Genomic DNA, 25778 nt, shown 5'->3' with positions numbered 1-25778 from the left:
TTGGCCGATTGCTGCCTGTTGTCAACAGCTGAAGGCAATCTGAGGGTGCCGTCAACGGTCGAGTTGCAGCAGTAATGTTTAATCCGTCACCAACAGTATTGTTTGGATACTTTTACCCGAGGCATTAAACGGCCCGCGCCCTGTGCCCCCAGACGACGTCACTCCGGCTCCATCAGCACCGCGATTGTCATTTGATGAACTCTTCGTGCTTGCTGATTGTGTCCAGCGCACCGCGAACGTTGCCGGCGACTTCAGCAGATCCGCGCTGTTCGGCCCAAAGCGTCAGTTCCATGATGGCAGCCTCGAGGGGCAGCGGTTTTGATTGGTTCCTATCCGACACGGGGTGCCCAGACTGATCCAGAGCGCGAGTTGGGCAAGCAGGCAACAACAGCACTGGCACGTGAGTGGTCGGAGCTGTGCAATTATCTGCCCAAAAGCCCCGGTCTGACAGTTCGGGTTAGTCGTCAGCACCTGATTCAAGGGCCTTGGTTTCTGCATCCCCCGGCATCGTATCGATGACGGTTACGCTCGCGCATGCTTTTAATAAGCGCTCCACATCCTTCGCATTGTATCCATTGGCTTCAATAACAACCGTGCCATCTTCCACTTGGACCATTACGCGTCGGCTTTTCCGAGCCTCGACCCAAGAGACGATCACTTTAGCAATGCTGTTCCACGGCATAGCATCGCTCAGCGCCGAGATAATTTCGGTAAAACCCGAAGCCTGCGGCCGCCCTGAAAACTTCATAACGCTGGAATGGCGAATGGAGGCATCGTCCAACGCCGCAAGAAAAGAATCCCTACTGTGCTTGAAGAGGGTGAAGCGGATCGCAACTACAGCCTGGTCATTCATAGGTACCGCCCCTTCAGACATAATTTTAAAAAGCTGCGTTCGGCGTCCATCGTAATGGTACGGGAACGTAATCACTAACAGTACTCAGTCGCGTCTATAGGCTCAATCTGGGTTTAGGCCATGGCATTGGGATCTATCATCGGCAGCAGTGATATTTTCTGCAAATTTCAGCCAGTTGGTGCCTGGCTCAGTTCCACAAAAATCCCGGCAAAATTAACCAATTAAACTACGCTTCATCGCTATATTGGTTTCGCAAGACAGGGATCGTCAAAGTATGAAGCGACTACTTCTCCTAAGTGGCCCGATGGCCAGTGGCAAGACGTCGGTTTCCGCAGCCCTCCAAAAACTCCATGGATTTGTTCCGATCAGTAGCGGCTCCTTTCTGCGTGCGCACCTGGCTACCCGGGGCGAGCCCCTTGATCGTCATAACCTCCAAGAACTCGGCGACTCTCTCGACAAGGCCACTGATTTCTCTTGGCTCATAGACTCTGTAGCAAAACCAGCCATCCAAGCTCGGCCAGACGTCGAAAACTGGCTCTTGGATGCGGTCCGCAAGCCCCGGCAAGTTGAATTGTTCAGACTCTGTTTCGGCAATGCGGTGAGGCACCTGCACATCATTGCGCCCGAATCTGTCCTGCAACAGAGGTACACAGCACGAGGCGGTTCCGATCTCGACGAATATAACGCCAGCGTGCTGCATCCTAACGAGCAGAGTGCCCGTTCGCTCTCAGGTTTTGCGGACGAAGTTTTCGATACATATACGTACACCCCGTTTCAAATTGCGGATCAAATATTAGGAATTTGGGAGATGTAGCTAATGGAAACTCGTCAGATCGTAGTGATCAGTGGCAAGACCTGTAGCGGCAAGAGTGGTTTGGCCAGTTTGTTGGAGAAGGAGTTTGGCTTCGCCGTGGTTTACGATCGTCGAGCGATTGATGATTCCGAGTGGCGCCTTCGCATGGCGCAACCCGACATACCTGATCGTCGTCACGAAGCGAACGACGCTGACCAGTGGATGCTCCGGGAAACCCAGGCAGTGTGTGAGGCGCAGAAGGATGGCCGACCGTTAGTTGTGGATCACCTGAATACTCTTGCGCAGGTGCTGCAGTTTCGACAGGTCTTCGGTGCAAACCTGGTGCATGTACACCTCTACGCAAGCGATCCTACGCTCCATGGACGTTATGCAAAGCGAATGGAGGGGCAAGCCATTCCTTTGTCCTATGACGAGGTCAATCAGCTCAAGGATCAGACAGAGATTCAGGCGCTCAAGGATGATGCCGACGTCCGTGTTTACACCGAACGCTCGGACTCAAATGACACGCTCGTGCGGGTTGCCGCCCGTTTGCATCTGTACACACCGCCTGAAATCAGATGCGTGGATGTGTTGATTGGCGGGCAGTATGGCAGCGAGGGAAAGGGCAACATCGTCGCTTACCTCGCGCGCGAGTACGACGTGATGATTCGCGTCGGTGGGCCCAATGCAGGACATACGGTAGCCAGTTCTGCCGGCCCTTACACTTACCACCATCTGCCTTCTGGGTCGCGGGACGTGACGGCACGACTGCTTCTCGGCCCTGGCATGACGATTCATTTGCCAGGGCTTTTGAAAGAAATCGAGGAGTGCGGTATCCGAAAAGATCGATTGTTCATTGATCCCCAGGCCACCATCATTGAGGAGGAAGATATCGGGACAGAGAGGGGCGGGCATCTGGTCTCAACCATTGCATCAACCGGGAGCGGTAGCGGAGCCGCCGCTGCTCGGCGTATTTTGAGCAGGGGTAAAGAGATCCGGCTCGCACGAGATGTTGATGAGCTTCGTTCGTACGTCGGTACTCCTGGAAACTATCACGGCTGCACGTCAGACCGTTTGGAAGAGGCCTACCGCAGCGGCCATTCCATTTTGCTGGAGGGAACTCAGGGCAGCGGGCTGAGTATTTTCCACGGAGATTATCCTCACGTGACGTCCAGGGACACGAATGTTGCGGGATGCTTGGCCGAGGCTGGGATATCGCCCAGCAGGATCCGCAAAATCCTGATGGTCATTCGTCCCATGCCTATTCGTGTAGGCGACCCCGATGGTGAGGATGGCCATACCTCCGGGACGCTCAAACATGCGACGACCTTTGATGACATCGCAGCGTTTGCGGGCCTTGAAGCCCAGGTGTTGAACACCGCAGAGAAAACCTCCACCACCAAACGCAGCAGGCGAGTCGGATGGTTCGAATGGGATCAATTCCGGAAAGCATGCGCCCTGAACGCTCCGACGGATATCGTTCTGACGTTTGCCGATTACTTGAAGTCCTCCAATAGCAAGGCGCGCAGGTTCGAGCAGCTCGATCCGGATACGATCAAATTCGTCGAGGAGCTCGAGCGCGTTTCTCAGGCGCCTGTTTCACTTATCAACACCCGCTTTTCCCGAGACGCCGATGCGAGCGATTTGCGCTCTCTGATCGATCGGCGTAACTGGACTGCACGTTCTGACAGGAGATAATAGATGGATCTGGACAAACTGATCGAGCTTTACCCTCGCGTTTATCACATGGCCGAACGTGGAGCTTGGGACAGCATTCGCACGCGCGGACTGATGAGTGCCACGGCAGTTCTGGATCACCTCGCAGTGGGGGATGGTGACCGTGCTCGATATGAGAGCGAGCATCGTGGGCAGAAGATGGATGTGAAAGCAGGTGACCCCTCCAATATTGTGCTTCGTGATCAGAAACCCATGCCTGAGGGCCGGTTGGTTAGAGCGCTTACGGGTGGAACAACACCACGCCAGTGGTATGAATTGATAAACGGCAAAGTTTTTTTCTGGGCCGAGGAAAAGCGCCTCCACGGTCTGCTCGGAGCTCGCGATTATCGAAAGCTAGAACATGATGTCTTGACGCTCGACTCGTCGACCTTCATCCCGGCATATGCCGAAACCATCTGGCTGTGTCACATGAACTCGGGCAATACCTGGCCCATGCCCCACCGTCGAGGCACGGGCATATTCTGCAAAATTGCGGATTATCCGGTGAAGCGTTCTGGCAATCCTGTGAAGGAAGTTGTCGAGCTAGTTGTCGATTATGCCGTTCCCAACATCGCTGATTATGTCGTGGAAGTTCGCAGGATGCAGGGCACCGAGGTATTGGGCGTCATTGGTTAGGGTCTTCCATGGAGCGGAGAAATATGCCGCGCAAGCGTTTAGCCGCTTGTTTATTGGTAATCAGCCCAGCAATCGACTGCTGCTTTTTAAGATTCAGTATCAGGCTGGTGTTTTGGCGGGCATGAGCTATTGGGCGACGCCCAGCGGAAAGCTCAGGGATGGAGAGTCGTTTGAAGCGGCAGCGGTACGTGAACTCTACGAGGAAACTGGCATTGAGGTGCCCTTAGTAGGACGCTGTATCGCGCACAGAGAGTTTCTGTGGCAGATGCCTGATGGCGAGCATGTGCTTGCGCTCGAACATTACTTTAAGGTGCACACATGTACCGAGCAGTGCTCCTGCGCCCAGTGGACTGACCGGGAGCGCGAAGCGGTATGTGAAGTCAGGTGGTGTGAACCGCCCCTGGCTTCGTAGAGGCCTCTGACGGTTGGGATGGGTCGAACGCGGTCAGTTGTAACTGGCAGTTATCGGCCAAAAGCGGACGACCAACTCGGTTCTGGTTTCGCCCAGCTTGCCTCCTCCGCAAGTGCAAGCTGGCTCACTTCTCTGCCTCTTGGATCCGCCTGGTATGTCAAGTCGACTAAAGGCCACGCCCACGATGCGCATTGATTCGGCTCACGTTTAGGTTTGAACTATCCGCAATGTCCGGATAGCCACCTATCGCTGGAATTCTGAATACGCTGAGCTAAAAGGCATCCAGTGCTCTACACAGCCCTGCCTTCTCAACAGGCTCGTTTTCAGGTTTTCCAGCTGGGTTTAAGCGCTGCAACGCGACCAGGCATTGGCCACCGTCCAGCAGGATCAGTTCGTAATCTTGCCCGGCCTTGGGGGTGAAGTGAAAGCTTTGCCTGCAGCTATAGGAATTGCCGCCAGAAACATAACCCTCACTCTGGAAGTTCATGGCAAAAGGCTTGTTCGCCGGCACCTTCAGTTCGCTACGCGCGGAGCCTTGCGCCTCCACCCGGCGGTTGCTCTCGGGCATGCCAAGGCTGCGACCATTATTCTGCCCCGCAAAGCCGGACTCGGACACGGCCATCACCCCGGCGCCAGGCACACGCCAGTCGATGCAGTCACGGCCCGGCACGCCGCGCGCCATGCCATTGGTGATCACGCGCAAGCGTGCGGTATCCCCTGCTGTGGGTTCAACATAGGGCGTGTTGTAAGCACGGATATTGGAAATATTGCCGCAGCCACTCACGGCCACGGCCAGGCCGGCTATCAGAAACGCTCTCATGGAAATCCTTTTTTGAGGCTTAACGGCAGTGATAAGGGCTTTCGCTGCTCAGTTCCTCGCCGGTCCGGGCATCGCGAATGATGACCGTCGCCCCCGGCGCATTGAGGCAGAACGCATTGCGTATGGGGTAAATGTTATGGCCCTCGGCGGTGAACGTGCCGAGCTTGGTTAACGGGGCGCCGGAGGCGTCCTGAGCCGTCACGGTGTACTCACCCGACATGGTCAGACAGCCGCTCAGTAACAGCAGCAAGGTGGCGCAGATTGCATATTTCACAGGTGATGTCCCTATCGTGTTGAGTGACGAACCCTCGAAAAGAGGGCGGTTTTTTTGTGGTTTCATTGCGCCGACTCACAGGCCTTCAACGGCTCTTGGGTGCGCAACGCACAGACGTCAAAACCATCACGCCGGGTGTAGCCCGAGCGCTTCATACACACAAAGCGCTGCGCCCGCTCCTGGAAGCTGGCATTGGGATCGATGCCGGAGCCATTCTTCTCACCGCAAGCCAACATGGAGGCCAAGACATCCTTGCTGCTCGCGCCGGGTTTCTCCCATAAGTCCGCATCAGCCGCCGGGGGCTGAAAGGGCTCGCTGAAACAGGCGGTGACAAGGGGAGCAAGCAGCAGCGCCAATGCCATAGGTTTAAGCCACATGATCAATCTCCTTATTTTCTCGGGCTGACAGGCACCAGCACCGGCTTGCCTTGCGGCCAATATCTTGCGCAGGCTTGCGCACCAATGCCATAACAGCTGTGCATGGTCGTATCACCGGTGAAGACATTGCCCAACTCCTTGAGCAAGCTGCTGCCCTCAGGTATTACGCCGCCAGTACCCGGGTTATTGCCCATGAAGAACCACCTGCCCACCGGGTCGTTGTTATGAACTTCGTATTTAAGAACCATCTTCGCCTGTTCGACTGGGTCGGTGACGGCCGAACGGTTTTGCAAAAAGGCCAACTGTTCATCGGCGGTGTAAACATTGAACGCTCCACCGAAGTTATACACCGTAGTCTTGCTGAGTAACCCGGCAGCATCAGGCATGTTGTAAATGGATTGTCGGGAGTTGCCACCGGTCATAGTGCCGCGACTGTGTTCAGTCAGGTGCAAGCCAGTGGCTCCATAGTCGAGCTGCAGCTGGCGCGAGGCCGCGGTGTAGTTGGTCAAGCCGAAAAAGTCGTTATCCATCGCCTTTTGATACCCGGCAATCAACAGCTCCGACAGGGTATTGCCCGCCTTGGGAAACCACATGAAATACTGTGGCCCGGTCGCGCCAGGGTCGCGATGCTGAGCCGCGTATTTAGCCGCGGCTTTGTCGTCGTTGAAAATGCCATTGAGGGCTACGTTGACCACGTTGTTTTCATCCGCCTGCAGGTGTTGCCCTTCTGCATCACCCACTACACGGAACAACGGCTTGTGGTCCGCGCCTTCCTTCACATTGCCCTGTTCATCCAGCTCCAGCGCCAACATCTGTGGCGGCGTTTTGAACATGGTGCGATACGCCTCATCGGTAAACTGCACCCCTTGGCGATAGGCCTCATTCTTGATCGACTGCTCCGCCTCGGCGGTACGCTGCAGTTTGTCCAGGTCCTGACGCCCGGCGCCGACATGGGAATGGGCGGTGTCACGGTTAAGGCTGGCCACGGTCTGGCTGGCATCACGGCCGGTCAATTGCTGCTGGCGGTAGGCATCGGTAATGAGAATATTGCCGGCACTCACCGCGCTCCGCGTGTTGCCCTCGGACGAGTCCGAAGCCTTGCCTGCATCCAGGTAGTTGCTGAACAAGGCCTTGCTGGCGCCGTACATGCCCTGGCCGACAAAGTCGCTGCTGAGGGTGAGCCCGCTGCTGTCGGCGCTGGCTTTGGCGCTGTTGTGCAGGTCAGCGGTGGTCAAAGAGCCGGTACTCAAGCTGTTCTTGCCATCGGCAATCGCCTTGTCGTTGCTGGCGATCACGCCGCCCACCAAGTGGGTGTTGCCCTTGACGCGGATATCAAAACCACCGTCACCGGCCCGAATGCCGCTCTGCTCAGTGACGCTTTCAAAGTTGGATTTCTGAATGCCTTTGTTCTGACTCAACGTGAAGCTCGATGAGCCGATGCAGAATGGCGGCACGCAAATACTCACGCCCACGCCCAGGCTAGTCTGTTTGGCCTTGTAGGTACTGGTGTCCTGCAGGCTTTCGACGCTGAAATCACCGCCCACATCGGCCGTGACTTGCTTGCCGCTCACCACTGCGCCCTTGAGTCGGGTATCGCCACCGGAATCGAGCGAGACCTTATTACCGGCGTCCACATGGGTATTGCTCCAGACCACATCATCGCCATCGGCCTTGCCACGGCTCTGGGACGCCCCGGCGTTAAAGCTGATGCCGGTGGTCTCGCTGCCGATGGCAATACCGATCCCGAGGCTGGCGTTGCTGCCCTTTTCGGTCGTGCGCTGTTGCACCGTGTTTTGCGCGGCCAGCAAGGCAATAGCGCCGTCGGCCTTGAGGTTAACGTCATGGCCGGCGGTGATCTGGCTGCCCTGTACGGTCAGATTGCTGTTCTTGCCGGCGCCGGCCGCGGTAATGTTGACATCACCACCGGCCAACACCGACGAGCTGGCGGCCGAATTGGAGGTCTGCTCGGTTTTACTTTCCTTCTTGCTGGTGCCGGCCGAAATGCTGATATTGATGCCGCCGGCCATGGACGGGTCCTTGTCATACTGGATATAGCCGTTGCCCGCCCCCATCAGGGTATTGACCAGCGCCAGGGTTTTGAGGCGGCCATCATCGGTGCGGTCGGACGCGGTTTTCATGCGCTGGGCGGTCTGCACGGCTTCGATCACCGGGTTGGTCACGGTAATCGTGAGGCCGCCTTGCTTGAACTTGGTCTCCTGGGTGATGTGCTGCTGGTCACGGGCCTCAAGGATATCGACCAAGCGCGCGGCAATGTTCACATCGCCTTTGGGCGCCGTCACTTGGCTGCCGACCTGACGGTAGGCATTGCCGGCCAGGATACTCACGTTGCCATCGGTGGCGCCGATGGTGCTGGCCGCCGCCGTTTCACTGTCGGTACGGTTTTGGTCGCTGCGCTGCTGGCTGCCGATGGTCACCGCGATGGCGCCACCGCTGAACAGCCCGCTCTGCTTGACCTGCTTGAAGTGCTGTTCGCTGAGCTGGTCGGTGGCGGCCACCACATTCACATCGTGCCCGGCCACCAGGGTGGTGCCACTGGTGGAGACTACGTTACTGCCGCGCACATTCAAGTCATTGTCGGCCTTGACCCACGCGGTCTCGCCACTGAGGGTGGTAGCCTGGGCGCGGGTTTCACTCACGGTGTCGCGGGTTGTGGTGGTCTTGCTGGAGAACAGGCTGTTACTGCCGGTGACCTTATGGGCCTCGTCGACAAAGTTGTAGCTCTGGCTGGTGCTTAAATTGACGTCGCGGCCTGTCGAAACGGTGACCCCGCCCTGCTCGCTGACGACCTTGGCGCCTCGGGCATTGAGGTCATTGTCCGCGATCAGGCGTACCTCGCCCTCACCCTGGATAACGCTGCCGACATCGGTGCGGCTCGCGTCCTTGCGCCAGTTACTGGCGTTCCATTGCACGCTTTGTTCACGGCTCTGGGTCACCGTGCCCAGGTTGATATCGTGGCCAGCAACCACCGTGGTCTTGCCGTCCTTGCCGGAACTGACGATCTGCGCCGCACTCAGGTTGATATCGCGCGCCGCGTTCACCACCAGTTCGCCCTTGGCATCGGAGACAAACAACCCGGCAACCCGCGAAACACCCGTGGCGGTGCCCTGGGCACTTTCGGTGTTGCGCGTGGTGGACACCAGGTTGATATCGCGACCGGCAACCGTACTCAAGCGCGTGGTGGCATCGATCAACCCGCCGAGGTTGTTCAAGTCAGTGCGGGCTTTTACCTCCACCTCGCCACCGGACAGGCGCCCGCCCAAGTTCTGCAGGTTGTCGGCGGAAATCGCCAGCACACTGCGCCCGGCGATCGTGCCGCGGTTAACCAGGTCGCCTTGTAGCTTGAGGTCGACGACGTTGCCCGCCATCAGTGCACCGGAGCCGTCCAGGTCGCCGTCGCGCACCCGCACATACACCTGCGGCACCAACGCCTGGGTCACGCTGCCGTCGGCAAGGGTCACGTCCTTCTTGACCAGCCAGACGACATCGCTGGTCAACTGGGCCATTTGCTCAGGGCTGAGCGCCACACCCGGCACCAGGTTCCACTTGCCGGCGTAGGTCAGCGCACTGTCGAGCAACGCGCGGTACTGGGTCTCATCATTGGCGTAGCCGTCGAGGAAGCGTCTGCCGGTGAGTTGGGCGATCTGTTCGCGGATCAGTTTTTGCTCATAGAAACCATCGCCCAGCCGCGTAAGGGTCAGCCCCGGATCCAGTTGCAGCCGATCCAGCATGTAGTTGGAAGACAGCCAGGAACGATAACTGGTGAAACGCGGGTCGCTCTCCACCAGATAGTTCGGGTTGGCCTGGGGATTGAGGTGGAACAGGCTGTTGTCCGGCACCTGCACATTAAGCCCGCCGGTACGGATTGACTCACCTACGCCTCCCGCCGCCGTCGCTTGCAGCGCCGCCACTTCCAGCACCGGGCCAGGCGCTCGGCCATTGCCCACATTGACCTTGGCCGCACTGGCACCGCCGGCAGCCTGATCGACGCTACTGGTCAGGCGAGTGCCGAGTTGCAGGCCACTGCCGGTATGGGCGGTGTTTTGCAGGTACTGGGTTGGCCGCAGGAAAATATCCGTGACGCTGGCGGCCGGGTTGTAGGCGGCTGTCGAACGGCCCTGACGGTCACGGCCCTTGCGATGGATGCGATACAAATGGCTGAACGTGCCACTGTCCGTCACCGTCTGCTGCCCGGTGACTTCGGTGTTGTTGAGCTGTCCGATAGTGCCCACCAACGTGCCGCCGGCGATGATCCGGCTCTTGTCGTTCAACACCGAATTGGCAGTCAACAGCATTGAGCCGCCGGAAAGGATTTCACCCGGGTCCGAGGTGAGGATCTGGGTTTGAGTGGTGGTGCGGGTGTAGTCGTAGCGGTTGTAGTTATCGGACACGCCCTCGGGGCTGACCAAGTGGCTGACTTCGTCGTTGTAGAGTGAGATCTGATCCGGGCGATAGCGATTGGCAGAGCCGGTGTGCTGGAACTCCTGAACGCCTTCGCGGCTGACCTCCACCACTTGCGTGCTGAAGTGCTCGTTGGTATTGCGCAACTCGGCACTGTTGAGGCTCAGCCCACCAAGTGCTTCGATGCTTGCGCTGGCGTTACGCACCAGCCCGGCCTGGCCGGTGGCCTGGCCCTGGGCATCCAGCGCGCCGCCGATCAACAGGTCACCGGCGCTGAAAAGCATGGCGTGCTCCCGGTTGACCAGCGTCCCGACGCCGATGTCCAGGCGTTCGCGCGCGGCGATCACGGCCGCGCGGGCATCTTCCACATCATTGGTCAATTGCACCGCCGCAATGGATAAGTGATCACCATAAATACGGCCGCTGCCAAGGTTGTTGAGCACCTGGGTATTGATCCGGTTGATCTGGGCATCGATCACGCCACGGTTGTTCAGGGTATCCCCCACATCGAGGGTCACTTGCGCGGCACTGATCTCGCCATTGGCGCGGTTTTCAACCCCATCGCTCGATACCCGCAACTGCTTGCCGGCCTGAACGCCACCCTGGTTGTCGAGCGTGCCTTGCAGGCTCAGCTCAAGATTACCGTTGGCTTGCACTTTGCCGGTATTGACCAACCCCGAAGCCAGGTTGAGGCTGATATCGCCCAGGCTCAACACGCGGCCATCGCCACTGAGGCTGGCGCTGTTCAGGCCGAGCCGTTCTCCGGCGATCACTGTGCCGGCACTGTTGAGCAGCGCCTGGTCGGCGCGGATCGACACTTGCTTGCTCGACGAGATCAGGCCCGCGCTGTTATCCAACTGCCCAGTAGTGTTGACGCTCAGCAACTGGTCGGCACGCAGGGCGCCCGAGCGATTAAGCAACTGCGCCAGGTTCAGGGCCAGCGACTGCCCCTCCACGCCCTGGTTGCTCCCTTGGGTCTGCTGGTTATCCAACTGCCCTGCATCGACCGTCAAGGTGCCCCCAGCACGCAGCAGACCGCCGACGTTATCGAGGCGACCGCTGCCGATGTCCAGCCGCGCGTTACCCAGGCTCTGCAACTGTCCACCGCTATTGCTCAGACCGCCCGCCGTCAGCAGCAGGCTCTTTTCACTGCTGAGTACACCGGCGTCGAGGTTATCGACCTGCGCGGCATGGATCGCCACGTCGCCTTTGCTGCCGATAAAGCCGGCGCTGTTATTCAGGTTGCCGGTGCGCAGCGTGATATCGGCCTGCCCGAGGATGCCATTGGCACTGCCCGAATCGGTGTTGGTCAACGTTTGCCCATGGGTGTCGAGTGTGATCGCACCGTTACCCTGGATAAGCCCGGCCTGGTTCTTCAGCTCACCACTGCGCAGGTCCACGGTGCCGCTGCCGATGATGGCGCCGCGCTGGTTTGACAGGCCTTGCCCGGCACTGTCGAGCAACAGGGCCGCGCCACTGATCAACCCATCGTCGTTATTCAGGCCCAGGCTGGTAATTGTCACGCCTTGCCGGGCCTGCACCACACCGCCGATGTTATCGAACGCGCCCTGGCTCACCGTCAGCACCAGCGGCCCGCCGACCGAACCCACGGTGCCCTGCCGGTTACTCAGTGCGTTGGCGCTGACACTGAGTGAACCAATGGCCGCCAGCGTGCCGTGGTCATTGTTCACCTGCGCGCCGGACAGCGTGAGGCTGTCGCCTGCTGTGATCTTGCCTTGCGCGTTGAGCAACTGCCCGGTACTCAACTGTGCGCCCTTGGCGGCGGCCAGGGTGCCTGCACTGTTGTCCAACAGCGTATGCGCGGCGACCTTGAGGTTACCGGCCACCGCCGCCTGAACCGTGCCGCCTTGATTGAGCAAGCGATCAGCCGTCAGGCTGATATCACTGTCACTGGCCACTGTGGCGCCGGTGTTGTCCAGCAGGCCCTGGGTGTTGATGCGCAACGTGCCCGCGCCGGTCTGCAGGATGTTGCCCTGGCGGTTGGACAGTTGGTTGGCGTCGATTTGAATCTGCCGGGCCACAGTGGTGGCGCCGTCCAGTACCGCGTCGGCGACGGTGACTTGCAGTAGACCATTGCTCTGCAGGCTGCCTTGGGCCCCCGTGAGCGACTGGCCCTGAAGGGTCAAGGTGCCCGCTCCGGCGTGTTCGATCCGGCCCTTGGCATTGGACAGGGCCGCACCCGACAGGCTCGCGTCGGTCGCGTTACTGGCAATGCGCCCGTCGGCATTATCGAGGCTGCCGGTTACGTCGATCACGGTGGTGCCCTTGCCCACCTGTACGATTTCACCTTGATGGTTGGACAGGCTGCCGGCCGCCAGTTGAATGCCTTCAGCATTGACCTTGGCGTTGTCGGTGGTCAGCGCCTGCTGTACCGACGTGTTCAACGTTGCCGTGGCATCCAATGCCGCACCGCTCAAGTCAGCGCCACCCGCGCGGGCAGTGAGCGTGACATTGCGCCCGGCCGTCTCACTCGCCTTGAGGTCGAGGCTCGCCGCGTCCAGGCGCAGATCGCCAGCGGCAATGGCCGAACCTTGATGCTTGAGGCTCTGGCTGGCACTGACGTGCAGCGCACCATTGCCGCTGACCTTGCCGTCGGCCGCCACGCCGGCCCCCAGCACAGATTTGCTGGCGTTGTTAATGGTACGTGCCGTCAGCGCCAAGTCCTGCTGCGCCGCGACTACACCCTGGTTGTTGATATCGCCACCACTGGTCAACGTCGCAGCGCCCTTGCTGTACAGCGAGCCGCTGTTGTCGATGCCCAACTGGCTGTGCACCTGCAGGTTCTGGCTGCTGCTGATTTGCCCGCTGTTGCCCAGCCGGCCGTCGGCGCTGATGACCACGTCGCCGGCACCTGAACCGATTTGCCCGGCATTACGCACGCCCAGCCCGGCTTCGGTGCCCACCAGCTTGATTTTACCGGCGTACATGCCGCCCAATTGCGCCACATCGATCGCGACCTGGGGCTTGTCGCCGGTACCGTTGATGGCCGTCGCCTGGGTGTTGTCGGCATTCACCTGATTGGCGCCAGTGGTGACCCGTAGGTCCTTGGCCCAGACCCCGGCGTTAACCTCGACCGACCGTGCGATCACATCGGTAAAGTCGGTCTCTGAGGCGTCCAGGCCCTTGCCGGAGATCACCACCTTGCCGCTTTCGACCCGGTAACCTTGCAGTTGGCCGTCCTGCATTTGCGCACTGCCACTGGTCAAGGTGGCGCGGTTGGCGTTGATAAAACCACAACCGTCACAGGCGATACCCGACGGGTTGGCGATCACCACCTGGGCACGGTCGCCGGCCACTTCGATGTAACCGCGCAGTTGGCTGGGGTTGCTGCTGTTGACCTCATTGAGGATCACCCGCGCCGTGCCGCCGGCCAGGTGTGCATTGCCCTCGATCCAGCCGCCGAGTTGAGTCTGGGTATTGGTGCGCGCGTTATTGAGGATCGCACCTTGGGCATTGACGTCGAATTGGCTGTAGGTGTTACGCGACACCCCCGCCGCACTCGGGGCCTGGATGTTGACTTGGGGCACACCATTGGCAGCATTGATGATCACCGGCTGCTGGCCGACGGGGGCGCCACGGTCGGCGACGATGTCGCCCCAGGCCAGGGGTGAAGCCAGCGTGATCAAGCCCAGTGCCGCCATCAATGCAAACCGCAGGGGGCGCAAGGTCGATTCAGCGCTCAAGACCACTGGGGCAACGGCTGCGCCACGACCTGAGGCTTTTTTGCTCCCCAACACGTTTTCGGCCACTACCATCAGCAGGCCACGGGCTTTATTGAAAACGATCCTGTAGAGGTTTTTGTTCATGACGATCCCTGTGTCTTGAAAAGCGTAAAAACGTGACGAGCACTACGGATGGCGAGCAATCGCCGGAATAGGCGGCGACGTGCGCGCCAGGCCGGCACCTTGAAAGCGCTTGATTCGCAACCCGCGCTCATCGCCCCGGTGGTAAAGCGCGCTGAAGCGGCTGTCGGCAAATAAATGGCGCTGTACCAAGCGTGCGAGGCGTGCGCTGTGGCCAAACGGCGCGACCCAGTCCAGGAACCACAAGCGTTCGCCGCTGTTCCAGTCGGGTGCGGGCAGGCTGATGGCCGGGTTTTGCAGGTAGCGCTGCTCGGCCTCGACGCTGAACCAACACCAGGCGGCGTAAAACACCGGGCGCCCCGATTCGTAGCCGATGATGAACTGGCGGTTGGCAATAGCTGGCAACAGCAGCGCGTTCAGGGTGTGCAGCGGCACATCGCGATGGCTCGCCGAGTGCATCCACAGCCATACGGCGGCACCCAGCGCCTGGGCCTCGTTCCATGGCTTTTCGCTGAACGCCGGCGCGATCAGCTCAAGGTTATCGAGTTGCATGGCAAATCCTCACATCGACCACGTCAGGCTGAAACCTGCCGTGGTACTGGCAGTCTCGAAGCCTTTGGGTTTGCTGATCGGTTGACCGACAAACACGTCGTAAGACACTTGCCGGTAGCCACCGCGCAACCCCACCACGTACCCGGCCAGATGATCACCAATGAGGTATTGGCTTGAAGGCCCGCCCACCTTGCCGTAGTCAACACCCAGGTAGGTTTCCTGCCCGGAGTTGCCCAGCGCCAGGCCGAGGTCGTTACGCACCAGCCAACCACGGTCGGCCGACAAAATGTTTTCACCGTCAAACCCGCGCACGCTGTAGCGCCCGCCGATCGAGAAACGATCCTGCGGCACCAACGCCGTGCGGTTCCACTGCGCACGCCAGGCCGCGGTGTAACGCAAGCGCTGCGTGGCAAGGCCAAACGGTACGGAAAATTGCGCGTCGGCGTTGATGATCTGCGAACGCGAGGTCCCTTCGTCAAACGCCTCCTCAGGCGCAGCGATTGCGTTGCGCGCACCTGTGCCCCGGCGATAGCTGGTGCCCAGATCGAGCGTGGCGGTACCGATGAACTCCCGATGACTCAGCCCCAGCGCCCAGCCTGCCATGCGTCGGCGCTGAATTTCGATCTCGGTATCGTCGATATAGTTTTGCGAAGTGCGCGTCCAGCCACTGAGCTTGAGCGTGGTTTTGCGCACGGCATCGCGATACAGCAAGCGAGACGCGCTGATCTCATTGTTTTTGCTTTCTCCGGTGTACTTGTAAGTCTGGTTGGCCCCAGCGACCGTCTGGTGATAGTCATACTCGTTGGACGTGACGCCAAACAGCCAATAACCGTAGGGGACAGAGTAGTGCAAGGTATGGCCCTTGGAACCACGATTACCCGCGTCCCCCCCGCCCAAGTCGTGGTTGAAGCTGGCGTAGAACAAATCGTTCAGGCTCAGCAGGTTGTCCAACGACACCGAAGCCGAACCCAGGTATTTACCTGTGGCGTCGGTTCCCGAATCATCTACCGACACGCTCAAACGCACGGGAAGTGCCTGTTTCCACGCGATAACCAAGTCACTGTCGCCCGGCTTTGCGTCCATCCCCTGGGCCGCGGCGATTTGGATATCCGCCTCAGCCGTGGGCACGCGTTTGAAGTTTTCCAACGCTTGCTCAAGATCACGCAGGTTCAGCAGGTCACCTGTTTTGGCAGGCACCGCGTTCCAGGCATTGGCTCGGGGAGAGGTGCCTTCGGCGAAGCGGATGGAATGAATGCGCCCCGGAATCAGGGTCAGTTGCAGCACACCGCTGTTTAAATCCTGAGGCGGTGCAAGCACGCGTGTCGTGACAAACCCGCGCTCGATGATTGCATTCTGGATTCGCTTCATCGTCAGGTTGATGCCTCGGGCACCCAGACATTGACCGGTGGCCGGATCATTTTTGGGATCGGCGCTGCGCAGTGCCCATTGAAAATCTTCAGCCAACTCGCCGTTCAAGACGACCTGACGAATCAGGAAACAGGGTGATTCGCGCTTCTCGAGCAAAACCCCGGCGGAGGATGAGGGCGGCGCCTCAAGGCGCACATCCGGCGACGGCTCAAGTTGCTCGCGCAACGCTCGCTCGCGGTCCTGCTGCAATAGCAACTGTTGGGCAGGTGCGGGAGGGTCAGCGGCCTGCACGCCGAAACTGCTGATCAAACCGAACAACAATACGGCCACCAAATGAAGAGACGGTGACAGTTTTCTAACAGGCAAATACAACGTACCGAAACGGGCCAAGTACTCCGTAGGCCGAAGACATACTTTCATTTCGCATCCCTGTGAAATCTTCCTGCGGGTGCAGCATGCACCAGAACGGCACGTGATCTGCGAGAATTGCCTCTGACAGGCAACTCCCCTATGAACAACTGTTGCTCATTAAAGTTCAAGGGCGCGTGAGAAATTTCCTACACTTAATTTCCCCCTGGCTTCTTAGCCCCCTCTAAGAGACTACTCTTGGCCGGTGAGCGACCGTCGCTCTGACTAGCCATCCTTGTCTTTTCACACGTGGAGGACTTGTCATGAACATCATCGCTACCCGCAGCTGTCAGCCCTGGAACAAAGGAAAACTAGTCGGGCAGAAAGCCCCACTCCGACTGAGAGATATCTGGGCCATCCGAGTAAGACTTCAAATTGCGGAAAGAACCCGAGATCTGGCCCTCTTCGATCTGGCCATCGACAGTAAGCTTCGAGCCTGCGACTTAACCAAGCTCCGCGTGCGCGATGTCGCCCATGGCGAGCACGTATCATCACGGGCCATGGTTATGCAGCAGAAAACGCAGCGGCCAGTGCAGTTTGAGATCACTGAGCAAACACGGTCAGCTCTCGTGGCCTGGATACATCAGGCACAACTACGCAGCGAGGACTGCCTTTTTCCTAGCCGGCTGCATACCTCAGACCATCTATCCACTCGTCAATACGCTCGTATCGTCAAAGGCTGGGTGAAAGCCGTAGGCCTTGATCCAGCCATGTATGGCACTCACACAATGAGACGTACGAAGGCATCACTAATCTATCGCAGAACGAAGAACCTACGGGCTGTTCAGTTGCTGCTCGGCCATACGAAGCTGGAGAGCACTGTTCGATATCTGGGGATTGAGGTTGATGACGCACTGGAGATGGCGGAACAGACTGAGGTTTGATCATGCATAGCGACGGTCGAAGTCAGGCCGTCGCTAACCGGCCAAAAGCGGACTTAACGTGAACCATTCTGTGCCAGCAATTTGGGACTGAGGAGCTCTTTACGTCTTAGGATAGGTGCGCCTATGACGCTCAGCTGCGGCCGGATTAGTAGGGAGAGGTGTAAGCAGCGGAAGTCTTGATTCACAATAAAGGGCAGGGATCGCGCTTCGGAGTCACAATGGTGGTCCGACGTATCGCCCGAGTCACGCCCACCCGCAGTACTAAAAGATCCTGGGCGCAGATTTTTGGATCCTGCGGGGCTTTGGCAATGCGCTGGTAAAGGCCGTCATAGATGATGACCTCGTCGAACTCCTTCCCTTTAGACTTATGTATCGTCATCAGATGGATGCCACGCCAGTCCTTTTGAGCTGCAGCGAAATGCTCCTGCATCAAGGCACTCCGGACTGCCTCTTCAGCCCCCATGTACTCTCCCTGGGCGCGCCACAACGCACCCAAATTGGTTCGCAATACCGAGCCTCGGTGCAGCAGTCGTAGGTAGCGAGCATCTGTTGCTACTTGCTTCAAGGCTTCCGCAGTGGACGATGCCAACAGGTCGCGCAGGTGTAACCAGTCTTCCGCAGGGTCGCCCGTTAATTGCAGTTGCCGCCGCAATTCTGATATGCGCTGAACTTCGCTGACAATCAACAGGCGCTTGGAGCCGCGGATCTTTCCCGAGGAGAGGAACCCGCTAAGAGCACCCGCCAGGTCAAGTTCGGTCTGTGGGGTAGGCCTGACCCCGCGCCGCCCGCGAATGTGCGAGTGAAGTGCGCCGAGCATGCGGCTCGCCACATCGCCAGCGGTACCTCCCGCCAGTAACGTGGCGATAACGCCAGCGGCTAGAGCCGGCGGTTCAGCATCCATTGCGACGTCGTGGTGTAGCGCTGGCAGACCGTCAGCGGCAGAAGAAAGATAGTCAGAAAACTCGAGCATCAACCGCCTGGATGGCACCAGGATCGCGATCGATTTGTCAGGTACTTTCTTGAGGCGATCCAACGCCGAGAACACCGCGGCCTTGGCGGTGAAGTGCAGGCTCTTGCCATACATGAAGTCGTAACGCGTGATTTTGACCTGCTGGTAGGCCTTGCCCTTGTTTGCGCCAGTGAGCAGGTCATTCCCATAGGCCGTGATATCGGTACCGCTGCTGCGATGATTTTCACCCGCGAAATCGAAATGGGCGCCGCCGAAGTTCTCCAGAAAGTCTCCCACCCGCCTGGGATCAGCACCTCGAAACTCATAGATCCGCTGTTCGGGATCGGCCAGTGCAATGAGGCGACTGCACTTTCCAAGCTGCTGGATCAGCGCCCATTCATCACTGTTTGTGTCCTGAAACTCGTCAAGGATGATGATGGGATAGGTGTCTGAGAAGATGGCGCCTAACCGATCACTGCGGCTCAGCAGTTCGCTGGCCAAGCTTGCGAACAGGTCGAAATGCAGGCGGCCCTCCTGTTCGAAAAGGCGTCGCTTCTCATTTTCGTGCTGGGCCTTATCGATATCTGCCAAATGCGCTGCTGCTTCGGGCGGTGGCAGAAGCTGCAGGTTCGGTCTGCCATTCAACAGATAGGCATGGCTTCGGAGAATGCTCCACGCGAAACCGTGGTACGTGCTGACCTCTAGTTGCTTCAGATCCTCGCGAGAGATCAGCTCAGAAGCCTTTTCGATGATGCGCGCTACGGTCGGTCTGGCGAAGCTCAAGAAGAGGACCTTCTGGCCTGGCTTGAGTATTCCTGAGCGAATCTCATTGCGAGCTTTGACCAGCGCGACGTGTGTTTTGCCGGCACCAGGGCCACCTAGCGCCAAGGCGTGCCTGGCGCACTCCAGAAAGTCGCGCTTCTGATCGCTCCACACTTCCGTCATGGCAGAGGCTGGGGCGGGGACGGTTGGAACTTCCCATAGGCGGCTGCCAATGGCGGCGGCTTGGCTGCCGCCTCTGGGAGAGGGGGCACGCCGGCTAGCTGGGGAGGTAGTGGAGGCAGCGGAGGTGGCTCAATGACGTTCTTGATGGCTGCCAGCGTGGTTCTCACGTATTCAGGCATGTCATTGGCGGTTGGGCAGGAGGCGAGCAAGTCGCCGGCGTCGCCACCACCCTTGGCCCAGCTGAAATAGCTCGACAGAGCCGCCTGCAGATCGGCCAGCGGCGTTGCGGGCGTTGGCGTCCATGCCGCGAGATGCTGCGGCCAATCGCCGCCAGCAACTACAACAGCAGCATAGCTGCGGAGTGCGACCTCAGACACGCCATACAACACAAGGTTTTCGAAGCCCTTAGTCGCGGACTCATAGGCATGATCGACCGAGGCAGTGATGGTTGCGAGCGCCTCCTGTGATTGCTTGTCGAACACCGCGAACACGATCTTGCCGAGAGACCGGAAGAATGCACCCAGAGGAGCGACATTGGTCTCGCCGCGAGCATCGACGATAGCCATTCCAAGGTTTTCGAGAGATTTGAATCGCGTGGGATCCAGCTCGGCGAGCCGGCGGGCGGCGGCAGGCAATGCGTCGAACTCCGTGCGGCCCTCAAGCACAAGTACGTAGCGAGCAAGTAGAGCTTCGCAGAACCGAGCTTTAAACTCTGTGCGATAAGCCTTGGGCTTGACTGCTGGTGGGTATGTTGCAGGAACTCCGGTCATAACACCGGCCGTGCGCTTGAGAACCACCACCTGGGCAGGATCAAACTCCTCCAGCACGTAGGGTGAGTGGGAGGTGAAGATGGCCTGTGCCGACTTCTGGCGTAGCGAATTGATAATTCGTTTCTGGGTGTGCGGCGGAAGCGCGATCTCTGGCTCTTCCATCGCGAAGATCACGCTTTGCTTGAGTTCGGCGATGATAGACAGTAGAGCCAATACCAGCGTGTTAATCGTGCCAGTGCCTTGGTGCTGATATGGGGCGGAATAGACGGAGCCGTCCGGCCTTTTCGCTCCAGTGCCCATGAAGACAGTCAGGGTTCGACGGAGCATGTCCCGGGTGAGGTCCGAAACCCGCATGTGGGGTTGCTCTGCCCAGTCGGATGGTACGTAGTGCCGTACTGCATCCTGGACTGCGACAAGTAACTCGCCGATATCCTCGGTCTCTCCAACTGGCAACGCCCTCAGTTGGTCGAGCAAGTCTTCCCACATTGTCAGTCGTGTCTCCTTCAGCCGAAGGATTACGTCCAACAAAGAGCCTCGCTCTAGGCTGAGTGCGCGGGCGCCGGTTCGTAGGGTGCGAAGATAAAGAAAACCGCACTTTCGTTTGTCGGGCGCAGAGAACCGCAGGTAGGAGCCATCCGGCATTTCGGGAGTGGCGTAAAAGGTATCCCCAGCGAAGTCGTCCTCTTCTACGTCATACCAGCCGTTGAAGAAGACGCGTATTGCTGCGCCAACATGGGGGGCGTCTGTTCCCTCTGGGGGTGCCCCCACAAGCAATGTCTTGGCCTGTGAATCCCACCACTCGATATGGTCGCGGAAATGCCGCAGCTGCTCATCGGAGAGTCCAGCGACAATAACTTCGATCTGGATCGGGACGACCTCGTTCTTGGCCGGATCTACGTACGTACCTGCATAGAAATCGTGCTCATCAATTACAGGACGGCGACTCAGGCGCTCCGGGCCAAGTACCAGATCCACCGCTTCCAGCAATGTGGACTTGCCGGCGTTGTTGTCACCAATAAAAGCAGTGTGTCCATTGAGATGGACCTCACCGTAGGCAATGCCTCTGAAGTTCCGGACGCGAACACGCACAAGATGCACTTCGACCCTCCTTGTCTAGCGGAAACCAATTTACTGATTCTAGTGCCTCATGGTAGATGCGATTCGACTGTATCGCCACTTGAGAGCTCCTTCGGGTCGATTTGCTTACCGCGCGCGCAACAAAGGGCCGCTATTGGCCGATTCTGTTGAAAAAGTCGGCTTCGAATTCCGCGCCAGAAAAGTACGCGCCTGAGATTGAAATCTGAATTTTTGGCAGAAGGTTCAGGACTCGGATTTCGCGTAGGCAGTTCTTTTATTCATGAGCTTGTTTGCTATCGCTCGGCGCTTGATCACGATCCTCAAGACTATAATCTCGAACTACTTGGGCTATACGCAGGTGATAGTCATCGAAAACCTGCCTCCGGCCAGCTAATTGGGCCGCACGATGTAGCTCAAGGCCGCGCCACCGCTTAATAGCTTCCTCGTCACGCCAAAATGACAGTGAGAGAACCTTTCCTGGTTCACTTAGGCTTTGGAAACGCTCAACTGAGATGAAACCATCCAGCTCTGCTAGCAATGGTTTCAGTTCAGCGGCAAGTTTAAGATACCGCTGGTATTGCTCCTCATGAGGCCATGCTTCAAAGATAACTGCGATCATTGCTGAGTTTCCTGATCACGATAAAACTGAGGGATGCGACCATTAAGGGAGGGCAAATAACTCCAACGATAAGGATGAGCAGATGATGCTGGTTGTCGTTGCAGCCATGCCAAAATCGCCTCAGAAGCGATAGTCAATGCAAGTCGCTGGCCTGGACATTCATGTCTTCCTGAGCCGAAGCTGAAGATTCGTCGTTGCGTTCGTTTGACCAAGAGGCTATCGGGGTCTGGGTTCGCGTAGGGATCCCTATTGGCTGAAGCGAGCAACACTAGAACGGTATCACCGGCCTCCAAGACGCTGCTCCCGATAGTGCATCGCTTCGCAACGAATCGCCGGGTGTTTTGCACGGGCGAGTCGTAGCGCGCTACCTCTTCCACCAAGTCTGCAACGAGCATCGGCGTAGGTTGCATGTCTTTAATCAGATCAGGGTTACGATGCAACGCTACAAGGGTATTGCCGATCAGGCCTGCGGTGGCTTCGCAGGTCTGTGACAAAAGGCCGATCAGGTTAGCGATCAATGCATCATGATCTGTCCAGCCGGTGGCTTCGCATCCGCTCCAGATATGGCTCAAGAAGCGGCTACTTTCATCGTCGTTACTCAGCAGCGCGCTGAATAATTGACTAAGCCGAGTAGCCCCGGAATTAGCTTGATCGAGTTGAGTTTCGTCGCTTAACGGCGACAGGCAGGCGACAAAATTCCGTGTCAGCCTCGCTACTTCCTGTAGCCGGCTGGATGGAAGGCCTATCAAGGCGGCAATAACGGAAACCGGCAACGTGAACATCAACTCATCTAGGTTCTCGACCAGGTTATCGAGGGTCTCGACCACGCGAGACACGATGTCCGCGATGCTATCTGTCTCGACAGAGGCCAAGGCAGGTTCGATAGCCATCCTGGGGCACAGGTGCTGCGGGCCCTCGTTCATGCGCATCAAACGACCGAAAATCATTCCTGCCACGCCTTGCGCAATGGCAGGAGGTATCGGCTCGTTTAGCGGACGCACCCGACAGTCGGGATGCCCCAGAATGGCTTCGACAGCTTTGGCACTACTTGCAATCCATAAACGAAGATCTGCATCGAATAGCAGGCCATTTTGTCGCCTGAGACCTGAGTAATAAACGTAGGGATCAGCATGGGTAGCTGCTTCAAAAGGCGTCATTCCGGAAGTCCTGTTCACAAAGAACGGCTACTATCGAACATCCTCCATGGTGACGATTCGCTCAGGAACGAAATATGGATGCTCGAAGCAATGACACCGCGATTTCTCGGGTAGCCGGCGCTATTGCCGAACCAGCGAGGACGAAAATGCTCTGTTCGCTGATGGACGGCCACGCCCGTACCAGTACCGAAATGGCCGTCATCGCCGACGTGAGTGCATCCACGGCGAGCGCGCATTTGGCAAGACTAAAAGAGGACGGGTTGGTAAAGTTGCACACGCAGAGCAGGCATCGCTACTACAGTCTGGCTGACGCGCAAGTGGCCCAGGCTATTGAGGCCCTCATGGTGATCAGCCAAAACGCAGATACACGATATGTGTCCACGACCCCAACCCGACTGCAGTTCGCGCGTACCTGTTATGACCACATGGCAGGAACACTGGCTGTACAACTGCACGACCATTTCATGGAGTCAGGCTGGTTAACCGTGCCGGTTTCTGGGGAGCCTATGTATCAGCTCACGATGAGCGGCGAAAAAGCCATGACCGATCTCGGTATCGAGATAGAAAAAGTAAGGGCACAACGGCGTCGTTTCGCGTGCTCCTGCCTGGACTGGAGCATGCGGCGCCCTCATCTTGCCGGAGCACTCGGAGCGGCTTTTCTACAGGCGGTCATAAGCCGCAACTGGGTTATCCAAGACCTTGATAGTCGGGCACTCGCATTGACATCCAAGGGACGAAAGGAGCTGTCTGGCCGATTCGGGATCATGCTGGAAAACAAAGAGATGGATAGATCAGTGGTGCGGAATGCGACACGTCCCGCCGAGCCGGCTTTGCCGGCACGATAATTACTAATCCCTTCAACTAAGCATCTATCAAGAAGCGGGCATTGCTTCGCGTGCCATATCTAGAATCAACGTGTATTAGCGGGACGCTTACATGTGGCCGGCGAAGTGAATGATTACGCCAGTTGTATACTTGAAGGTGATGATCTTTATGTTTGCCATGAGACGTCATACGCGACTTAAGTAATTGCTTTAGGGAAATAAGCTTAACAGCCTTCGACAGGAAGCTACTCATTAGCCTGCATCAGTTCCAGAGTGATATGATCTGGCCCGGTCACATATACAACTAGAGTTCCCTTGCGTGGGCCTGCGGGAATCGCTTGAGGCTTGCCTCTTGCTTTCCAGCCTGCTTGCTTAATGCGTTCGAGTACGGCGTATATGTCTTGCACTCTCAATGCCAAATGCGCTGAACCAATCGCTGATGCCGTAGGTGGGGTGATACCGTGGCGGTCACCCTGCGAATATTCCAGCAACTCTACTCGGCTGCCATCCGGGCCTTTGACTATCGCCGTTCGCACGCTCGGATCGGCGGTGCCGGTTACTTGCAAAATGAATGATCCGCCCATTTCCGACTGACGTTCAAGAGTGAACCCAAGTCCAATTGTCCAGAAGCGAATGGCTTCTTCCAATGAACTGACTGCGAAGCCAATATGATCGACGGCATGCACCATGTGGTTAGAATTCATCAAATGATCCTTTAAAGGTTCACGGGCCAAATAGGGAGGTGAGCTTGCGCATCCAGCTGTTACGGCCAAAACACAGAAAATAAATGTGTGAGAGGTACGCATAATCAGGCCCATCCAAGAGAAGCAAAATTTGCGATTTTTAGACATTGAGTATTCCTCTGACCGGTCTTATTCTCCATTAGGAATTCAGGATATGGCTACCTCGGATATGACATTGGATAACGTAAACCAGCCATGAACCGCGCGCTTATGCCACTGTTGGCGATAGAGCAACGCGACCGGGCGATCCGCGAAACGGCGCCCCACACTCATACGACAGGCCAACTAATCGCAAGCCTTGCCGGCCTGCTTTCTGTCAGCACTGACGGCGGCTCATGGGTAGTGCCGGCTAGCCATGCCATTTGGATACCTCCCCGTGTCGCACACGCGATGATGTCACATGGCGCTTTTGCAGGAGCGATGGTCTATATCGCGGAGCAAGAGTGCGGGATCCTGCATCAAATGCCATGCACATTTAGGATCAGCAGTTTGCTGCGCGAAGCGGTAAGCCGCGCTGCGTCGTGGGGACAACCACCCCGCAACGAAATGGAGTCGCGGGTTGCAGCAGTCATCTTGGATGAAATTGCTACCTCACCCGCTGAACCCATCGGTCTGACGCACCCTAATGACCCGCGCTTGAGGCGTATCACCGATGCGATACTTGCTCAGCTTGATGACAATAGATCACTTGAGGATTGGGCTGCTTGGTCAGGTATGGCACCTAGAACACTTGCCCGGCGTCTAGTCGCTGAAACCGGTTTTAGTTTTTCTGAATGGCGACAACGTGCACGCACGTTGCGCGCTATTCAACTATTGGTCGAGGGGATGTCAGTGACGACAACGGCGATTGAGCTTGGCTACGAAAATATTAGTGCTTTCATTGCCATGTTCCGTCGGATAATGGGTGTTACGCCAGGACAATATGTGCGAGCGCAGACACTGATTAGCAAAGAGGCAATTTCTAGATCAAGTTGATGGGTGTAAGAACCGCTGTACCATCCAACCCGATCCAGCACGCTACAGGCTAGACCTTCAACCATGTGCCGGAACAGATGAAGAAAGAAATGCCAGCCACTTCAGGAGTCGCCAGAGCATCAGTTTTCTTTTAACTGGTGGGGCACTCACGCTGCACTCAGCTGGCGCTTGTAACTTTAACCGTGCTAGTTGCGTATTTCCCTCCAATACCACCACAAGCACTCTACGAGCTGTTCGTTAGTGCACTGGCTCAGGCATAACGTTAGTGTACGCGAAGTCCATGCTCGCCTAATTGTGCGGCGCCAAGTGCTAAGGTGCTTTTGTAGAGAGCGCTGCGCGCACCACGCGATAGCCTTGCGTACGCCGCAATGATGTCCATTGGG

Annotated in this window: 19 protein-coding genes and 1 pseudogene; 7 read left to right on the top strand and 13 right to left on the bottom strand. The window is 57.8% G+C overall.

From position 1 onward, the window contains the following. Nucleotides 1–158 precede the first annotated feature (158 nt). A pseudogene (locus tag H045_RS00335) lies at nucleotides 159–340 on the bottom strand (hypothetical protein). Between the two features lie 117 nt (nucleotides 341–457). Then, on the bottom strand, nucleotides 458–853 hold the full coding sequence (locus H045_RS00330) for a hypothetical protein (RefSeq protein ID WP_015371093.1): 396 nt from the start codon (nucleotides 851–853) through the stop codon (nucleotides 458–460). A gap of 274 nt (nucleotides 854–1127) precedes the next feature. On the opposite strand from H045_RS00330, the gene H045_RS00325 reads away from it, so the two are divergent. From H045_RS00325 to H045_RS25680, 4 genes are read left to right on the top strand one after another with little or no spacing between them, the layout of a single operon-like run. Next, the gene (locus H045_RS00325) at nucleotides 1128–1667 is read left to right on the top strand and encodes an AAA family ATPase (RefSeq protein ID WP_015371092.1); all 540 of its coding nucleotides are present in this window, start codon (nucleotides 1128–1130) and stop codon (nucleotides 1665–1667) included. A 3-nt stretch (nucleotides 1668–1670) separates the two neighbouring features. Further along, nucleotides 1671–3344, top strand: a complete 1674-nt coding sequence (locus tag H045_RS00320; RefSeq protein WP_015371091.1) for an adenylosuccinate synthetase — start codon at nucleotides 1671–1673, stop codon at nucleotides 3342–3344. Nucleotides 3345–3347: 3 nt separating this feature from the next. Continuing rightward, the gene (locus tag H045_RS00315) at nucleotides 3348–3998 is read left to right on the top strand and encodes a DUF7002 family protein (RefSeq protein WP_015371090.1); all 651 of its coding nucleotides are present in this window, start codon (nucleotides 3348–3350) and stop codon (nucleotides 3996–3998) included. Then, the gene (locus H045_RS25680; RefSeq protein WP_081602861.1) at nucleotides 3919–4410 is read left to right on the top strand and encodes an NUDIX domain-containing protein; all 492 of its coding nucleotides are present in this window, start codon (nucleotides 3919–3921) and stop codon (nucleotides 4408–4410) included. The genes H045_RS00315 and H045_RS25680 overlap by 80 nt, the downstream gene beginning before the upstream one ends. Before the next feature lie 271 nt (nucleotides 4411–4681). Here H045_RS25680 and H045_RS00305 read toward each other — a convergent pair whose 3' ends face one another. From H045_RS00305 to H045_RS00280, 6 genes are all read right to left on the bottom strand, one after another. Further along, nucleotides 4682–5230, bottom strand: a complete 549-nt coding sequence (locus H045_RS00305; protein ID WP_015371088.1) for a hypothetical protein — start codon at nucleotides 5228–5230, stop codon at nucleotides 4682–4684. A gap of 19 nt (nucleotides 5231–5249) precedes the next feature. Then, nucleotides 5250–5504: a hypothetical protein gene (locus H045_RS00300; RefSeq protein WP_015371087.1), complete on the bottom strand. Its 255-nt coding sequence runs from the start codon at nucleotides 5502–5504 to the stop codon at nucleotides 5250–5252. A gap of 62 nt (nucleotides 5505–5566) precedes the next feature. Further along, nucleotides 5567–5881, bottom strand: a complete 315-nt coding sequence (locus tag H045_RS00295; protein ID WP_015371086.1) for a hypothetical protein — start codon at nucleotides 5879–5881, stop codon at nucleotides 5567–5569. An 11-nt stretch (nucleotides 5882–5892) separates the two neighbouring features. Then, a complete protein-coding gene (locus tag H045_RS00290) occupies nucleotides 5893–14127 on the bottom strand; it encodes a two-partner secretion domain-containing protein (RefSeq protein WP_015371085.1) in 8235 nt (2744 codons plus the stop codon). 42 nt (nucleotides 14128–14169) lie between these two features. Next, entirely contained in the window at nucleotides 14170–14676 is a 507-nt protein-coding gene (locus H045_RS00285) for a toxin-activating lysine-acyltransferase (RefSeq protein ID WP_015371084.1), read from the bottom strand. A 9-nt stretch (nucleotides 14677–14685) separates the two neighbouring features. Next, nucleotides 14686–16362, bottom strand: a complete 1677-nt coding sequence (locus H045_RS00280) for a ShlB/FhaC/HecB family hemolysin secretion/activation protein (protein WP_236277619.1) — start codon at nucleotides 16360–16362, stop codon at nucleotides 14686–14688. A 353-nt stretch (nucleotides 16363–16715) separates the two neighbouring features. Here H045_RS00280 and H045_RS00275 point away from each other — a divergent pair, with 353 nt between their 5' ends. Next, nucleotides 16716–17336: a tyrosine-type recombinase/integrase gene (locus H045_RS00275; RefSeq protein WP_015371082.1), complete on the top strand. Its 621-nt coding sequence runs from the start codon at nucleotides 16716–16718 to the stop codon at nucleotides 17334–17336. Between the two features lie 181 nt (nucleotides 17337–17517). Here the strand turns inward: H045_RS00275 and H045_RS00270 are convergent, their stop codons facing one another. The 4 genes from H045_RS00270 to H045_RS00255 form a co-directional block, all read right to left on the bottom strand. After that, nucleotides 17518–19230: a UvrD-helicase domain-containing protein gene (locus H045_RS00270; RefSeq protein WP_015371081.1), complete on the bottom strand. Its 1713-nt coding sequence runs from the start codon at nucleotides 19228–19230 to the stop codon at nucleotides 17518–17520. After that, nucleotides 19227–21098 (bottom strand): ATP-dependent nuclease, encoded by a 1872-nt coding sequence (locus H045_RS00265; protein WP_015371080.1) that lies wholly within the window; start codon nucleotides 21096–21098, stop codon nucleotides 19227–19229. The genes H045_RS00270 and H045_RS00265 overlap by 4 nt, the downstream gene beginning before the upstream one ends. 253 nt (nucleotides 21099–21351) lie before the next feature. Next, nucleotides 21352–21696 carry an antibiotic biosynthesis monooxygenase family protein gene (locus tag H045_RS00260; protein WP_015371079.1) on the bottom strand — a complete coding sequence of 115 codons (345 nt, stop codon included), beginning with the start codon at nucleotides 21694–21696 and terminating at the stop codon, nucleotides 21352–21354. Continuing rightward, nucleotides 21693–22853 (bottom strand): cytochrome P450, encoded by a 1161-nt coding sequence (locus H045_RS00255; RefSeq protein ID WP_167325113.1) that lies wholly within the window; start codon nucleotides 22851–22853, stop codon nucleotides 21693–21695. The genes H045_RS00260 and H045_RS00255 overlap by 4 nt, the downstream gene beginning before the upstream one ends. 74 nt (nucleotides 22854–22927) lie before the next feature. Here H045_RS00255 and H045_RS00250 point away from each other — a divergent pair, with 74 nt between their 5' ends. Further along, a complete protein-coding gene (locus tag H045_RS00250) occupies nucleotides 22928–23698 on the top strand; it encodes an ArsR/SmtB family transcription factor (protein WP_015371077.1) in 771 nt (256 codons plus the stop codon). Between the two features lie 224 nt (nucleotides 23699–23922). On the opposite strand, the gene H045_RS00245 is transcribed toward H045_RS00250, so the two are convergent. Beyond that, nucleotides 23923–24528 (bottom strand): VOC family protein, encoded by a 606-nt coding sequence (locus tag H045_RS00245; RefSeq protein WP_236277617.1) that lies wholly within the window; start codon nucleotides 24526–24528, stop codon nucleotides 23923–23925. 87 nt (nucleotides 24529–24615) lie between these two features. Between H045_RS00245 and H045_RS24180 the strand changes: the two genes are divergently transcribed. After that, entirely contained in the window at nucleotides 24616–25395 is a 780-nt protein-coding gene (locus H045_RS24180) for an AraC family transcriptional regulator (protein ID WP_236277616.1), read from the top strand. Nucleotides 25396–25778: the final 383 nt, after the last annotated feature.

Source organism: Pseudomonas poae RE*1-1-14 (assembly GCF_000336465.1).
In the GTDB taxonomy this organism is placed as follows: Bacteria; Pseudomonadota; Gammaproteobacteria; order Pseudomonadales; family Pseudomonadaceae; genus Aquipseudomonas; species Aquipseudomonas poae.
Note: the sequence above shows the minus strand (reverse complement) of the source record. Positions and strands in the feature narration are given on the sequence as shown.

Bases quoted from the DNA above. Each gene is read 5' to 3' on its own strand.
- H045_RS00330 (WP_015371093.1), bottom strand. From the start codon at position 853: ATGAATGACCAGGCTGTAGTTGCGATCCGCTTCACCCTCTTCAAGCAC.
- H045_RS00325 (WP_015371092.1), top strand. From the start codon at position 1,128: ATGAAGCGACTACTTCTCCTAAGTGGCCCGATGGCCAGTGGCAAGACG.
- H045_RS00320 (WP_015371091.1), top strand. From the start codon at position 1,671: ATGGAAACTCGTCAGATCGTAGTGATCAGTGGCAAGACCTGTAGCGGC.
- H045_RS00315 (WP_015371090.1), top strand. From the start codon at position 3,348: ATGGATCTGGACAAACTGATCGAGCTTTACCCTCGCGTTTATCACATG.
- H045_RS25680 (WP_081602861.1), top strand. From the start codon at position 3,919: ATGCCGTTCCCAACATCGCTGATTATGTCGTGGAAGTTCGCAGGATGC.
- H045_RS00305 (WP_015371088.1), bottom strand. From the start codon at position 5,230: ATGAGAGCGTTTCTGATAGCCGGCCTGGCCGTGGCCGTGAGTGGCTGC.
- H045_RS00295 (WP_015371086.1), bottom strand. From the start codon at position 5,881: ATGTGGCTTAAACCTATGGCATTGGCGCTGCTGCTTGCTCCCCTTGTC.
- H045_RS00290 (WP_015371085.1), bottom strand. From the start codon at position 14,127: ATGAACAAAAACCTCTACAGGATCGTTTTCAATAAAGCCCGTGGCCTG.
- H045_RS00285 (WP_015371084.1), bottom strand. From the start codon at position 14,676: ATGCAACTCGATAACCTTGAGCTGATCGCGCCGGCGTTCAGCGAAAAG.
- H045_RS00275 (WP_015371082.1), top strand. From the start codon at position 16,716: ATGAACATCATCGCTACCCGCAGCTGTCAGCCCTGGAACAAAGGAAAA.
- H045_RS00270 (WP_015371081.1), bottom strand. From the start codon at position 19,230: ATGACGGAAGTGTGGAGCGATCAGAAGCGCGACTTTCTGGAGTGCGCC.
- H045_RS00260 (WP_015371079.1), bottom strand. From the start codon at position 21,696: ATGATCGCAGTTATCTTTGAAGCATGGCCTCATGAGGAGCAATACCAG.
- H045_RS00255 (WP_167325113.1), bottom strand. From the start codon at position 22,853: ATGACGCCTTTTGAAGCAGCTACCCATGCTGATCCCTACGTTTATTAC.
- H045_RS00250 (WP_015371077.1), top strand. From the start codon at position 22,928: ATGGATGCTCGAAGCAATGACACCGCGATTTCTCGGGTAGCCGGCGCT.
- H045_RS00245 (WP_236277617.1), bottom strand. From the start codon at position 24,528: ATGTCTAAAAATCGCAAATTTTGCTTCTCTTGGATGGGCCTGATTATG.
- H045_RS24180 (WP_236277616.1), top strand. From the start codon at position 24,616: ATGAACCGCGCGCTTATGCCACTGTTGGCGATAGAGCAACGCGACCGG.